The following is a 14,137-nucleotide window of genomic DNA, read 5'->3' on the forward strand; positions in this document are numbered from 1 at the left end:
TTGTCGAATTTCCAAGGAAATAATCAAAAAATGGAGATGTTATGAAATGAGAGAGAAAATCGAGTTGGAGTTAGAAAGAATTGAAAAAGAGAATGATGTGAAAATTTTATTTGCGGTGGAATCAGGGAGTCGTGCTTGGGGGTTTCCATCGAAAGATAGCGATTATGATGTTAGGTTTGTTTATATACATCCGGTAGAATGGTATTTATCAATTCATGACAAACGTGATGTAATTGAATATCCAATTAGTGATGATTTAGATATAAGTGGTTGGGATATTAAAAAGGCGTTGCAACTATTCGCGAAGTCGAACCCAGCTTTACTTGAGTGGATTCGATCACCAATTTTTTATTCGAAAAACTCTAATTTTCCAGAACTACTTCAACAGATGAGTGAGAAGAATTTTGATCCAAAAGCAACGATATATCATTATTTACATATGGCGTCGAAAAATTATCGTGAATTTTTGCAAGGTGAGAATGTAAAGCTGAAAAAGTACTTTTATGTATTACGTCCTATTTTAGCTTGTAAGTGGCTAGAAGAGAAAGCAACTTTACCACCTGTAGAATTTGATCGATTGATTACAGAATTACCATTAGAACGTAGTGTATTAGATGAGATTGAAAAGTTGTTAATAAAGAAAAAAGCAGGTACTGAATTAGATGTTGGATTGAAAATTAAGGTGCTAAATCAATTTTTAGAAGAACAAATTCATTACTATGGGCAATATGTAAAAGGAATTGAAAAGGGATCAGGGATCGATATTGAAATTTTAAATACACTATTTCGAGACATGCTGTTTGAAGCATATGAAAAAGAGCACAAGTAAGTTTGTGCTCTTTTTATTTTGTAGGAATGAAGAAAACAGATATAGCTGCGATAAGACCTGCAAAGGAGAATAAGTAAAAATTCCATGCTAAGTCATATTGCATTGTCATTATAATACCGATGAGAATAGGGCCAGCAATTGCACCAACTCGGCCAAGTCCCAGTCCCCAGCCTAAGGAGGTAGCTCGGATATGTGATGGGAAGTATTGTGTTACATATGCATTTAATATTTGAGTAATACCGACCGATCCAATACCAGCAAGGCCAATTAAAAGATAAATGATTGTAACAGATGGCTTAATTGTTAATAGTCCGATACATATGGCTGCCATAAGATAAGAGATGCTAATAACAATTTTTGCGCCTATACGATCAGCAATTGCTCCAGCGAATAACGCACCAACAGCTGCGGTAATATTTAGCATAAGTAGAAAAGACAGACTAGATCCAAGAGGATATCCCGCCTGGCGCATCATCTGTGGTAACCAAGTATTTAAACCGTATATTAAAAACATTCCCATTATATAAGTGATCCAAAAAAGTAGTGTTGCTTTTATGTATTCTTTTGAGAATAAAGTAAAAAATCCATTTTTCTTTCGTATAGTAGATGGAGCTTGATGAGTTTTATTTTTTACATGAAATTCAATTTGAAAACGATTAAGAATTTGGTTCACTTCTTCTTGGCGATTACGTGATAATAAAAATTGAATGGACTCAGGTAAATAGCGAATAATGAAAGGAATGAGGAGTAGTGGAATCATTCCGATACCAAACATAATTCTCCATCCGAAATCTTCTAACATAAACATAGACAAAATAGCACCTAATACGATACCTAAAGGATAGCCAGTAAACATAAGAGCATAAATAAAAGATTGCCTTTTTTTTGGTGAATATTCAACAGTAAGTGCTGAAGCCGTTGGGATAACACCGCCTAATCCGATTCCTCCTATAAATCGAGATAATCCAAATAACTTAGGAGAAGAAGCGATAGCCGCTAAACCCATTGTGATAGAAAAAAGTGCTAAACAGCATATAAGCGTCCATTTACGCCCAATTAGATCTGTAATCGTTCCAACTAGAATAGCCCCAATAAACATCCCAAATAAAGCATAGCTTGCAATTGTACCAGCGTGCGCTGGTGATAGCGCCCAGCTTTTGTCTTCTAGGAGCTTTGGTAGAACGGCACCGTAAATACCTAAATCATATCCATCAGCTAAAATGGCTAGCCAACAAATAAAAACAACAAGTTTTGTAATAGAGCTTGAAAAGATAGTTTCTGTAGATTCTAGATGAGGTGGAGCTGAAGGTTGCATAATATTCACCCCTTTTAATTTGTAGATGAATATATTATTTTATTTAATGTTAATATTTTCCTTCCTGTGTCGAAATTTATCTGAACAGGTTTTATAACAAATAAAGAAGTTCAACCGTAATTCTGTTGAACTTCTTTATTTGTTTACTCATTATCAACGCGTTTTAACGGTTGATCTGCTGGGCCTTCAAGAACGTCTCCCTCAATTGAAAAACGAGAACCATGGCAAGGACAATCCCAAGTACAATCACCATTATTCCATTCAACTTCACAGCCGAGATGTGTACAAGTTGTATCGACGATATGTAATTTTCCTTCTTTGTCCTTATAAGCACCTGCTCGTTTACCGTTAACATGTACGACAGATCCTTCACCAACTTCGAGATCTTCTGGCTTACGTAATGCGGTTTCAATCTTTCCTTCAATTAAATGTTTCGCAACATCAATGTTCTGGGAGAGGAACGTTTTTATATCTGGATTTGCATGGAAGCGTGATGGTGCATACAGTTCTTTATAGGGACTGTGGACTTTTAGGATGGAGTCCTTCAGTAGGTGAGCGGCAGCAGTTCCAGTTGTCATGCCCCATTTGCGATATCCAGTTGCAACAAATATATTTGGATTTCTTTCGTTAATATGTCCGATATAAGGAAGCTTATCTAGAGTGATTAAATCTTGTGCTGACCATCTATAAGGAACTTCGTCTATTCCAAAAGTTGCTTCAGCAAAAGAATAAAGTGCTTCATAATGAAGCATCGTATTTATTCCTTGTCCTGTTTTATGACTCTCTCCGCCAATCAAAATTAATTTTTCTCCATTGTTTGTTATATAGCGTAAGGAGCGCTTTGGATCATCAATACTTAAATACATGCCACCTGGATAATCCGTTTTTGCTTTTATTGCAAGAGCGTAGGAGCGTTCTGCGTACATTCGCGTAAAGAAAAAGCTATTTGCATCATAAAAAGGAAAATGTGAACAAGAGACGACATATTCACAAGTGATATGATGGCCCTCTTTTGTAATTATTTGTGGATGATCTCCCTTTTCCACATCCATAGCTGTTGTTTGTTCGTAGAGCTTTCCGCCCATCTCCACAAACTTTTCTAAAAGTGTTTTTAAATAAAGAAGGGGATGGAATTGTGCTTGATTTTTCATTATAAGCGCAGATTGTACTGGAATAGGAATCGATAGAGATTGAACATAGTCACAAGGTATATTTAATTTTTGATAAGCTTCATATTCTTTCGATAAATTTCTTAATCCGTTATCGGTAGTTGTATATAAATATGAATCTTCATTTGAGAAATTACAGTCGATTTTATATGTTTGAACAGTTTCATTTATGAATTGTAGAGCCTGATTATTTGATTCATAGTAAAGCCCGGCCTTTTCTACACCGAAATGGTTTATTAATTCATCATAAATAAGATCATGTTGTGCTGTTACTTTCGCTGTTGTATGCCCAGTCGTTCCGTTTAAAATACGACCAGAATCAATTAAAACAACATCGATGCCTTCTTTTGCAAGTAAATAGGCAGTAGTAATACCTGTAATACCAGCACCGATAATAGCAACTTTTGTCTTTATATTTTCGGATAAACGAGGGAAAGTAGGAAACTGAGTAGATTCAATCCAATAAGATAGCGGCAGTTGTGGAAATGTATCACTTGTCATTGCGGAAACCTCCTGATTTTAGAACAATTTTCCTTTTAATATTTCCATAATATATGAAATTCATGTGTGTTGTTTTAGAAGTAGTCTATTTTTATTAAAAGAGGTTATAAATTATTTTAATATAATTAATTAGATGGTGCATTATGAAGTGGTAGGATTTATATAAAACTAAATTCAAGTGATTCTGTTTGTTGATTACATAGGGAGTTATTGAATGAGATAGAGTCTATGGCGTTTAAGAAAATGTCTATATATAGTGGGTAAATCCTTATGGAATCTATACATTTTCTTTAGTGAAATAAAGTATGATTATAAAAATATAACCACCTTTTATTACTAGGTCATAAAAGGTGTTGACAATATAGAAATTCTATTGTTATGATTCATCATGTGGAAAGGTTGATAGAGAGTAAAAAGAGAAATGTTTTTCATTGATAATAAAAGCGAAAAATAAGTGACGATAGAGTGAGTATATTTTCCTTATAATAGATGCTTTTTGGATCATCTAGTAAAATCAATCTGGAAGCAAGAATTGATATATGTAAGTTGCGCAAGGCGCGGCATAAGAAAGGAGCAAAAGGATGAAGGAGCTTCATACGTTTGGGTGGTATGCAGCACGTGTATCACCACATTTGCCGAAAAAAGCATTTAAACCAGTGCCTACTCGTTTATTTGGTGGACTGGCTTATTTGCTTGTGGCATTGGCGGGGTTAATATCGATTGGTGTATTTGAATTGAATGTGTGGGCGAATCTAGGAATTGCGATTGTTCTTGGATTATGTTTTGCTTCACTTGGATTTTTAGGGCATGAAATTTTACATGGAACTGTTGTAAGAAAGGCATGGCTTCGTGACTTCTTAGGCGCGATTGCATTTATGCCATTATCAACAGGGCCAAAGCTTTGGAGAAAGTGGCATAATGCAACGCATCATGTTCATACACAGCATGAAGAGAATGATCCGGATGCATGGCCGACACTTGAGAAACTTAAGAAGAGTAAGTTTTTGAGTTGGGTATATCGTATGCCTTTACATGTACGTTCATTCTTTAGTTTTCTGTCACTAACAATTCAATTTACATTGCATTCGACTCGAATGTTCTTTCATTTTATAAAAGAGTTCAAGTCATCCAATCAAAAATCTGTATGGCTTCAACTTCTTTTGCCTTGGACAGTTTGGATTAGTTTATTGTTTATTATGGGACCTGGAAAATGGTTATTTGCATATGTCATTCCGTTGTTAATTGCTAACTTTATTGTAATGGCATATATCGCAACAAATCACCGCTTAAATCCAATTGTTCCAGTAAATGATCCGTTAGCAAACTGTTTGTCAGTAACAGTGCCGCGCTGGGTAGACGTTTTACATTTCAATTTCTCATATCATACAGAACATCATCTGTTTCCTGCTATGAGTTCTAAATACTATCCGTTAGTAAAAGAGAAGATTAAAGAAATGTGGCCGGAACGCTATCATGAGATGCCGATGACAAAAGCTTTGGCAGCGCTATGGAATACACCACGTGTGTATTATCAAGGAAGTGAATTAGTGGATCCGCATAGAGAGCATTTCTATGGTTCTTTAGGAAATGGACTAGATCCTCATAATATTTCATATCGTGAGGAACATATAGAGGAAGAAAAGAGTATTAAAAAAGTAAATCAGTAAAAATTAATATATTTTTGCAATGAAAAAGCAAGCCATCTCAGGCTTGCTTTTTCTTATAAAGAAATTTCCTTTTTGTTCTTTTTATGGAATTGGACGGAGTTAGTTTCTTTTCGTTGTAGTCGTTTTTCTAAAAGATTAACAAAATAAGTAAATAGAAGAACAAGTACGAGATAGTATACACCAACGATTATGTAAGTGTCTAATTGTTGGAAGTTACCTGCTGCAATTGATAAACCTGATCCCCATAATTCGGACAGTCCTACGTAAGCGACGAGTGAAGAGTCTTTTAATCCGATAATAAATTGGTTTCCTAGAGGAGGAAGAGACAGACGAAATGCTTGTGGTAATATAATCCGGCGCATAGCTAAAGGGTAAGGCATACCTAAGGAGCGAGCGGCTTCCAATTGTCCCCGGTCGACGGATTGAATGGATCCTCGGAAAATTTCCGTAATATATGCACCGTTATGAATTGCTAAAGCGATTGCTCCTGCCCAAAAAGGGGAGAAAACAATGACAGATGTAATGCCAAAATAGAGAATTGCGATTTGAACGATTAAAGGTGTACCACGAATAATAGCAATATAGATATGAGCAATGCTATTTAAAACTTTGTTATTCGAGATCCGAAAGAAAGCAAATAATAATCCAATTAATGAACCGAGTACTAGGGAGGTTAATGTTAATTGTAATGTGACAATAGTAGCTTTTAAGAGTGTGGGATAGGTAGAGATAAAAATTTCAAACATGCGTTTCACCTCATATTGTATAGATTTTAGTAGAGAATGAAATGCCCCACATAAAATGAACATTTAATCAGTGGGGCACTGTTTATGAATCTTTTGAATGGCTAACTTACTTCGTTTTTTCCTCTTCACCGAGAATATTACGCCCGAACCATTTTTTACTGATCTTTTCATACGTACCATCTTTAATGATTTCATCTAACGCTTTATTTACTTTCTCAACCATTTCTTTATCATCTTTGCGAATAGCAATTCCCATTTCATCAAGATTTAATGGTTTTCCGGCTTCTTTTATATTTGATTTTCCTTCTTTTATCATACGTAGACCAACCATTTGATCCGTAATTACTGCGTCAACACGCCCAGGCTCTAAATCCATAAGAGCAGTAATATCGCTGTCATATTCAGTGATTTGATCTGTATATTTTGCAACAAGATTTTTAAAGGTACTAGCTTTTACAACACCAATTTTCTTACCTTTTAAATCTTCTGGAGAAGAGATAGCGTTATTCTTTTTAGCTACAAAAATTTGGGCGCCAGAGCGATAGTACGGATTTGAGAAACTAACAGCTTTTAAGCGCTCCTCTGTAATTGCCATACTACCCAGTATTACATCATATTTCTTCGCTTGAAGACCTTGAATCAGCGTTTCCCATGGGTTTGTAACTGGCGTAGCCTTCATGTTCATCTTTTTAGCAAGAGCTTCACCGATTTCTACATCAAAACCGACAAGTTTGCCGTCATTTTCTTTATAGTTAAAAGGTTTGTATAATCCACTCATCGCATAGCGAAATTCTTTTTCACCATTTGTTGAAGTAGTAGAGCTTTCTTTGCCACAAGCTCCTAGTATGAAAGATGTACATAGTGTAATGCTCGCAACAATGGTTAATAGTTTTCTTTTCATAAAACCCCTCCTATATATTGATCATACGGATGGTTTTTTAGTATGTTATTGAAATATTTTATTTGGATGATTAGTTGTGCACCGTATGAATGTATTGTTTTTCGTTCGAAACAAAAGTTACATTATAAAACGTTGCGTAAAAATTGTTTTGCCCGTTCATGTGATGGAGCTGAAAAGAATTGTGCTGGCGGAGCATCTTCTACAATCTTTCCATCATCCATAAAGATGACGCGATCAGCTACATCTCTTGCAAAATTCATTTCATGAGTAACAATAACCATTGTCATCCCTTCTTCAGCAAGTTCTTTCATAACTTGCAATACTTCTCCAACAAGTTCAGGGTCTAAAGCTGAGGTAGGCTCATCAAATAGCATAATCTTAGGGCTCATTGCAAGAGCTCGTGCAATGGCAATGCGCTGTTTTTGACCACCTGAAAGAAGATGAGGAGTTACATCTGCTTTATCTTGAAGGCCGACTTTTTGGAGAAGTTGAGTTCCAATATCCTTTGCATTTGCTTTCTCTAATTTTTTTACGTGAATAGGTGCTTCTATGATGTTTTCTAGTGAGGTCATATGAGGAAAGAGGTTAAAGTGCTGAAAAACCATACCGACATTTTCACGGACTTTATTTAAATTTGAATGCTTTGGATCAATTCGCTCACCTTGTAAGTGAATTTCGCCTTCATCGTACATTTCTAAAAAGTTAAGACAGCGAAGTAATGTACTTTTACCAGAACCACTGGCACCAATTAAAACAACAACTTCTTTTTCTTTTACTTCTAAATCAATTCCTTTTAACACATCAAGTGAACCGAATGATTTTACTAGATTTCGAACTTGAATCATACAAAACCCCCAGTTAAAAATATATTTTACAAATGTTGCCCCTTATTTCTGTTATTAGTCATAAATTGTCAGAATCCTTTATTTTTTTCGTGCAATTTGATATTCAAAGAAATAATTTTTTTAAAATCTCTATATCCTTCTATAATGAAAATATGGATAATAATATATAGGTAGTATTTATATTGCTTATAAAAAGGGGGAAAGGGAAGATGGAAAAAGAAAGGAAAACATTTTCTTTTGGATTACGTACACAACTTATGCTATTCACTACAGTTTTAGCTTTCATTACATATTCAACAAGTATCTTTTTTATTTACGTGATATACGATTATTTTCAAAGTTATGTAAGTCAAACTGTATATAATATTATCGTTATGTTATTAGGGGTAGTATGGTCTGGAATTTTAGCATATGGAGCAGCCGTATTTTTAATTAAACCGCTTCGCAAGTTAGAGGAAGCGGCAAGAAAAGCAGCTGAGGGTGATATTCGTGAAGATGTTCCATTACCGAAGACAGATGATGAAATTAAATCTTTAAGTGTTGCATTTAATATGATGTTAGGAAACTTAAGGGGCATGGTAAAAAATATTGATACAACATTTTCGTATACAAATAATCAAGTACAGCAGATTAGAAAACAAACAGGCGAAGCAACGAGACAAGCGCAAGGTGTATCTGAGACACTTGCAGAAATTTCTTCAGGCGCTGAGCAATCAGCGGCATCAATTCAAGCAATTGTTTCTGCTGTTGATACAACGACTTCTATTGCAAGTGAAGTAGAAGAAAAAGCGAAGCAGTCTGATACATTGTCTTCAGAAATGGTTGAAGCTTTAGGGCATAGTACTCGTGTCTTTACGTCTTTAATTCAAGGTATTCAAACATTGGCAAAAGAAAATGAAGATTCAATGCAAAATGTACAGAAGTTAGAAGAACGAATGAAACAAGTAGAACATATTGTGTCTGTTGTGAGTGCGATTGCTAGCCAAACGAATTTATTAGCACTAAATGCTTCTATTGAGGCAGCTCGCGCAGGAGAGCATGGAAGAGGCTTTGCGGTTGTTGCGGAAGAAGTACGTAAACTTGCTGATGAAAGTGATCATTCTGCAAGAAACATATCGCAGTTATTACGGAATATGCAAGATGAAGTACAACAAGTTGCAATGAAAATGACAGAACAAGTGAAAATAGCTAAAGAAGAGGCGAAACGTGGGGAAGCTACGGAATTAATTTTAAAAGAAATGTCATCAAGTGTTATGGAAGTAGCCGATGCAACTCAGCAAATTAGTAGTTATATGAATGAACAAGTGAGCCACATTCATCAAACAGGAGCACAAACAAAAGCTGTAGCAGCAATTGCTGAAGAAACGTCAGCTGGTTCGCAAGAAGTGGCGCGTGTGACGCTACAACAGTCTAAAAATATGATAGTAATCGATCAATTATTAAAGGATTTAGAGAAGCAAGCAACTGATTTGAAACAAACAATTGAACGATTTTCAATGTAAAAGGAAGAACAGAATGCTGTTCTTCTCTTTTTTATTTAGCTTGATTTAATATTTACAGTTAAACTATGAACGTTTCCGCAACATTCTTTTCTGTCCCTTTCGGATGAAAATTATAGCGAGCTATAATATTAAAAGGGGTGTCTTTTATGAAAAAAGAAAAAAGACAACGGTTAATTAAACAATTTGTAAAGGAGTATGAAATAGATAAGCAAGAAAGATTAGTAGAATTGTTAGCAAAAAAAGATGTATTAGTAACACAAGCTACGGTTTCTCGCGATATTCGTGAGTTAAACTTAACGAAGGTACCTTCTCAAGAAGGATTAATGATATATAAAGTTTTCTCAGAAGAGCATGTACAAACTGATATAAAGTTAAAGAAAAAATTACGAGAAGTGGTTGTGAAAATTGATTGTGTAGATCAATTAATGGTTATTAAAACATTACCTGGTAATGCACATGTTATTGGTGTTTTATTTGATGAGTTAGATTGGAAAGAAAAAATAGGATGTATATGCGGAAATGATACATGCCTTATAATTTCACAGTCGAAATCAGATAGGGAGATTATAGAAGAAAGATTAAATTTAATTATTTAGATGCAAAAATCCTGTTTTTAATAAAATTAAAAACAGGATTTTTGTTTAAATACGGAAGTTAAATATTCAACATATATGCGTAATATATGTATTTTTTATTGAGGAAGCGAGATAGTTTGTTATAAAAATACATATTCGTATGATTTTAAAAAAATAACTTGTTTAATATTTCACAATGATAATGTGGATACTTTCACAAAGATGAAAGTGCAGAGCATTTATTATGTACTTGTAAGACATCAAACATATTTAAAAGGAGGTACAACAAATGAAACATCCGATACATGTTACTTCAGAAATTGGGGAATTACAAACGGTTTTATTAAAACGACCGGGTAAAGAAGTGGAAAACTTGACGCCAGATTATTTGCAGCAATTATTATTTGACGATATTCCATACTTACCAATTATTCAAAAAGAGCATGATTATTTTGCACAAACGTTACGCAATCGGGGTGTTGAAGTTCTTTATTTAGAAAAACTAGCCGCTGAGGCGTTAGTAGATAAAAAACTTCGAGAAGAATTTGTTGATCGTATTTTAAAAGAAGGACAGGCCGACGTAAATGTTGCACATCAAACTTTAAAAGAATATTTACTTTCCTTTTCAAATGAAGAATTAATTCAAAAAATTATGGGCGGTGTACGGAAAAACGAAATTGAAACAAGTAAGAAGACACATTTATATGAATTAATGGAAGATCACTATCCGTTTTACTTAGATCCAATGCCTAATTTATATTTTACTCGTGATCCAGCAGCTAGCGTGGGCGATGGCTTAACGATAAATAAGATGAGAGAACCAGCGCGTAGACGTGAATCATTATTCATGGAGTACATCATTAAATATCATCCAAGATTTGCAAAACATAATGTACCAATCTGGTTAGATCGTGATTATAAATTTCCAATTGAAGGTGGCGACGAGCTAATTTTAAATGAAGAAACAATTGCGATTGGAGTATCTGCTCGTACTTCAGCTAAAGCAATTGAACGTTTAGCTAAAAATCTCTTTAGCCGACAAAATAAAATTAAGAAAGTGTTAGCAATAGAAATTCCAAAATGTCGAGCATTTATGCATTTAGATACAGTATTTACAATGGTTGATTATGACAAGTTTACAATTCACCCAGCCATTCAAGGGCCAAAAGGGAATATGAATATTTATATTTTAGAAAAAGGATCAGATGAGGAAACTCTTAAAATTACACATCGTACTTCTTTAATGGAAGCATTAAAAGAGGTATTAGGCTTAAGTGAATTAGTTCTTATTCCATGTGGAGGAGGAGATGTAATTGCTTCTGCTCGTGAACAATGGAATGATGGCTCGAACACATTAGCAATCGCGCCAGGTGTAGTTGTTACATATGATCGCAACTATGTATCTAATACGTTATTACGGGAACACGGTATAGAAGTGATTGAGGTTCTAAGTTCGGAATTATCTCGTGGTCGTGGGGGTCCACGTTGCATGAGTATGCCAATTGTTCGTAAAGATATTTAGTATAAATAACGGAGAAAGTAGGGATGAATTATGTTAATGACTAGACCAAATTTAAAAGGAAGAAGCTTTCTAGCAGAAAAAGATTTTACACAAGAAGAATTATTATATTTTCTAGATTTGGCAGCAGAATTAAAAGAGAAAAAGAAAAATGGTATTCCGCATCATTATTTAGAAGGTAAAAATGTAGCGCTCTTATTTGAAAAAACTTCTACTCGTACACGTTGTGCATTTACAGTAGCATGTACAGATTTAGGAGCAAATCCTGAATATTTAGGGAAAGGTGATATTCAACTTGGGAAAAAAGAATCTGTAGAGGATACAGCAAAAGTGTTAGGGCGTATGTTTGACGGAATTGAGTTTCGTGGATTTAATCATGAAACCGTAGAATCTTTAGCACAAAATTCTGGTGTGCCGGTTTGGAATGGATTAACAGATATGTGGCATCCAACACAAACACTAGCAGATTTATTAACAATTAGAGAACATATAGGGAAATTGAAAAATGTGAAGCTCGTTTACGTTGGCGATGGACGAAATAATGTTGCTAATAGCTTACTAGTTGGTGGAGCAATCGTTGGAATGGATGTACGTATTTGTACACCGGAATCTTTATGGCCTGCACAAGAAGTAATTGATTTAGCAAAAAAATATAATGAACAGGTAATGATAACAAGTAATGTGGAAGAAGCTGTTGCTAATGCAGATGTAATTTATACAGATGTATGGGTGTCTATGGGGGAAGAAGAAAAATTTACTGAACGTGTCGAGTTATTGAAACCTTATCAAGTAAATATGAAAATGATTAAAGCAACAGGGAATGAAAACGTGATTTTCTTACATTGTTTACCTGCATTTCATGATGTTGAAACGATGTATGGCGAAGAAGTTTATGAGAAATATGGGTTGAAAGAAATGGAGGTAACTGACGAAGTATTCCGCAGTAAACATTCAAAAGTATTTGATCAAGCTGAAAATAGAATGCATACAATTAAAGCGGTTATGGCAGCTACTTTAGGAAATATGGAGTAAAGAAGAAAGGGAGTCTTCCTTTCTTCTTTCTCCTCCTTTAGACACTATCATTCACTATTGCTTTTGTATTGTTATTGCAATTTAAGAGAGGTGAGTGGAATGGGTGAAGATAAGAAATTAGGGTTGTTTACACTAACGGCTCTTGTAGTTGGGTCTATGATTGGCGGTGGAGCCTTTAATTTAGCGAGTGATATGGCAAAAGGTGCTGGTGCTGGAGCCATTATTATTGGCTGGGTTATAACAGGAATTGGGATGATTGCACTTGGATTATCTTTTCAAAATCTAACTGTAAAACGGCCAGATTTAGATGGTGGTATTTTTAGCTATGCAAAAGCAGGGTTTGGTAATTTTATGGGGTTTAATAGTGCGTGGGGATACTGGCTATCTGCTTGGCTTGGAAATGTAGCTTACGGTACATTATTGTTTTCTTCATTAGGATATTTCTTCCCGATCTTTGAAGGCGGTCAAAATGTAGAATCCATTATTGGTGCAAGCGTATTATTATGGTGTGTTCACATGTTAATTTTACGTGGAGTTCAATCAGCAGCCCTTGTGAATTTAGTAACTACAATCGCAAAATTAGTACCTGTATTTGTATTTATTGTCATAGGAATCTTCGCGTTTCATATTGATACGTTCTTAGATGGATTTTGGGGGCAAGCTGGTTCTTTTTCATGGGGAGCAGTTGGCAGCCAAGTTAAAAGTACAATGCTTGTAACTTTATGGGTATTTATTGGGGTAGAAGGGGCTGTTGTTTTATCCAGTCGAGCAAAAAATAGAAGTGATGTAGGGAAAGCAACCGTTATTGGCTTAATTGGTACACTCATCATTTACATTTTAATCACATTATTGTCTCTTGGACTTATGCAGCAAGCAGATATTGCAGGTTTGAAAAATCCGGCTATGGCTTATTTATTTGAAAGTGTTGTTGGAAAATGGGGTGCTATCTTTATTAATTTAGGTTTGGTCATCTCTGTATTAGGTGCTTGGTTAGGTTGGACTTTGCTCGCTTCTGAAATTCCATATTTAGCGGCTAAAGATGGAGTATTTCCAAAATGGTTCGCAAAAGAAAATAAAAATAAGGCTCCAGTAAATTCATTATGGATAACAAATGGTTTAATACAAATGTTCTTGTTAACATTCGTCGTTTCTGATCAGGCGTATAACTTTGCATTCTCTTTAGCATCTTCAGCTATTTTAATCCCATATGCTTTTTCAGCGTTTTATCAACTGAAGCATAGCTTAAAGTCTGAAGAAGCAGATCGAAATAAAAATATAATAATTGGCTTGATAGCAAGTATTTATGGCGTGTGGCTAGTTTATGCAGCTGGTTTAGAGTATTTATTATTAACAATGACTTTATATGCGCCAGGTATTTTTATTTTTTACAATGTTCAAAAGCAAAAGAGTTCGAAGCAAATATTTACTCGAGTGGAATTAGCATCATCCGTAGCAATTGGTGCTTTAGCATTCTTTGCGATTTATGGATTAATTACAGGCAGTATTACTTTATAAAGCGCTGTGAAAGCGAAATCA

Annotated in this window: 11 protein-coding genes and 2 pseudogenes; 8 read left to right on the top strand and 5 right to left on the bottom strand. The window is 34.9% G+C overall.

Features of this window, described 5'->3' with window-relative positions:
* The first annotated feature begins 46 nt into the window (after window positions 1-46).
* The gene (locus tag BHV55_RS02120; protein WP_001208232.1) at window positions 47-829 is read left to right on the top strand and encodes a nucleotidyltransferase domain-containing protein; all 783 of its coding nucleotides are present in this window, start codon (window positions 47-49) and stop codon (window positions 827-829) included.
* Between the two features lie 13 nt (window positions 830-842).
* Here BHV55_RS02120 and BHV55_RS02125 read toward each other — a convergent pair whose 3' ends face one another.
* Window positions 843-2,144, bottom strand: coding sequence for an MFS transporter (locus BHV55_RS02125; protein ID WP_047385547.1), 1,302 nt, complete (start codon window positions 2,142-2,144; stop codon window positions 843-845).
* A gap of 143 nt (window positions 2,145-2,287) precedes the next feature.
* Window positions 2,288-3,814 (bottom strand): FAD-dependent oxidoreductase, encoded by a 1,527-nt coding sequence (locus tag BHV55_RS02130; RefSeq protein ID WP_000199977.1) that lies wholly within the window; start codon window positions 3,812-3,814, stop codon window positions 2,288-2,290.
* 581 nt (window positions 3,815-4,395) lie between these two features.
* Here BHV55_RS02130 and desB point away from each other — a divergent pair.
* The gene (gene desB / locus BHV55_RS02135; protein ID WP_000661226.1) at window positions 4,396-5,481 is read left to right on the top strand and encodes a Delta(10) desaturase DesB; all 1,086 of its coding nucleotides are present in this window, start codon (window positions 4,396-4,398) and stop codon (window positions 5,479-5,481) included.
* A gap of 53 nt (window positions 5,482-5,534) precedes the next feature.
* Here the strand turns inward: desB and BHV55_RS02140 are convergent, their stop codons facing one another.
* From BHV55_RS02140 to BHV55_RS02150, 3 genes are all read right to left on the bottom strand, one after another.
* Complete coding sequence (locus tag BHV55_RS02140) at window positions 5,535-6,290, bottom strand: amino acid ABC transporter permease (RefSeq protein ID WP_139147430.1); 756 nt, start codon at window positions 6,288-6,290, stop codon at window positions 5,535-5,537.
* A 43-nt stretch (window positions 6,291-6,333) separates the two neighbouring features.
* Window positions 6,334-7,128: an ABC transporter substrate-binding protein gene (locus BHV55_RS02145; protein ID WP_070758043.1), complete on the bottom strand. Its 795-nt coding sequence runs from the start codon at window positions 7,126-7,128 to the stop codon at window positions 6,334-6,336.
* 122 nt (window positions 7,129-7,250) lie between these two features.
* Entirely contained in the window at window positions 7,251-7,973 is a 723-nt protein-coding gene (locus BHV55_RS02150; protein WP_000616925.1) for an amino acid ABC transporter ATP-binding protein, read from the bottom strand.
* A 374-nt stretch (window positions 7,974-8,347) separates the two neighbouring features.
* On the opposite strand from BHV55_RS02150, the pseudogene BHV55_RS27790 reads away from it, so the two are divergent.
* From BHV55_RS27790 to arcD, 6 genes and pseudogenes are all read left to right on the top strand, one after another.
* A pseudogene (locus BHV55_RS27790) lies at window positions 8,348-8,533 on the top strand (HAMP domain-containing protein); the annotation flags it as partial.
* Between the two features lie 369 nt (window positions 8,534-8,902).
* Window positions 8,903-9,475 (top strand): annotated as a pseudogene (locus tag BHV55_RS27795) (methyl-accepting chemotaxis protein); the annotation flags it as partial.
* Between the two features lie 146 nt (window positions 9,476-9,621).
* Window positions 9,622-10,071: an arginine repressor gene (gene argR, locus BHV55_RS02160; RefSeq protein ID WP_000711827.1), complete on the top strand. Its 450-nt coding sequence runs from the start codon at window positions 9,622-9,624 to the stop codon at window positions 10,069-10,071.
* Window positions 10,072-10,339: 268 nt separating this feature from the next.
* Complete coding sequence (gene arcA, locus BHV55_RS02165) at window positions 10,340-11,572, top strand: arginine deiminase (protein ID WP_000682331.1); 1,233 nt, start codon at window positions 10,340-10,342, stop codon at window positions 11,570-11,572.
* Between the two features lie 30 nt (window positions 11,573-11,602).
* Window positions 11,603-12,601 (top strand): ornithine carbamoyltransferase, encoded by a 999-nt coding sequence (gene argF / locus BHV55_RS02170; protein WP_070758045.1) that lies wholly within the window; start codon window positions 11,603-11,605, stop codon window positions 12,599-12,601.
* Between the two features lie 99 nt (window positions 12,602-12,700).
* Window positions 12,701-14,116, top strand: a complete 1,416-nt coding sequence (gene arcD / locus BHV55_RS02175) for an arginine-ornithine antiporter (protein WP_000503410.1) — start codon at window positions 12,701-12,703, stop codon at window positions 14,114-14,116.
* Window positions 14,117-14,137 lie beyond the last annotated feature (21 nt).

It is taken from the genome of Bacillus sp. RZ2MS9 (assembly GCF_001816185.2).
Taxonomy (GTDB): domain Bacteria; phylum Bacillota; class Bacilli; order Bacillales; family Bacillaceae_G; genus Bacillus_A; species Bacillus_A cereus.

Bases quoted from the DNA above. Each gene is read 5' to 3' on its own strand.
- BHV55_RS02130 (WP_000199977.1), bottom strand. From the start codon at position 3,814: ATGACAAGTGATACATTTCCACAACTGCCGCTATCTTATTGGATTGAA.
- BHV55_RS02145 (WP_070758043.1), bottom strand. From the start codon at position 7,128: ATGAAAAGAAAACTATTAACCATTGTTGCGAGCATTACACTATGTACA.
- argF (WP_070758045.1), top strand. From the start codon at position 11,603: ATGTTAATGACTAGACCAAATTTAAAAGGAAGAAGCTTTCTAGCAGAA.
- arcA (WP_000682331.1), top strand. From the start codon at position 10,340: ATGAAACATCCGATACATGTTACTTCAGAAATTGGGGAATTACAAACG.
- desB (WP_000661226.1), top strand. From the start codon at position 4,396: ATGAAGGAGCTTCATACGTTTGGGTGGTATGCAGCACGTGTATCACCA.
- BHV55_RS02150 (WP_000616925.1), bottom strand. From the start codon at position 7,973: ATGATTCAAGTTCGAAATCTAGTAAAATCATTCGGTTCACTTGATGTG.
- BHV55_RS02140 (WP_139147430.1), bottom strand. From the start codon at position 6,290: ATGTTCATTTTATGTGGGGCATTTCATTCTCTACTAAAATCTATACAA.
- argR (WP_000711827.1), top strand. From the start codon at position 9,622: ATGAAAAAAGAAAAAAGACAACGGTTAATTAAACAATTTGTAAAGGAG.
- BHV55_RS02125 (WP_047385547.1), bottom strand. From the start codon at position 2,144: ATGCAACCTTCAGCTCCACCTCATCTAGAATCTACAGAAACTATCTTT.
- BHV55_RS02120 (WP_001208232.1), top strand. From the start codon at position 47: ATGAGAGAGAAAATCGAGTTGGAGTTAGAAAGAATTGAAAAAGAGAAT.
- arcD (WP_000503410.1), top strand. From the start codon at position 12,701: ATGGGTGAAGATAAGAAATTAGGGTTGTTTACACTAACGGCTCTTGTA.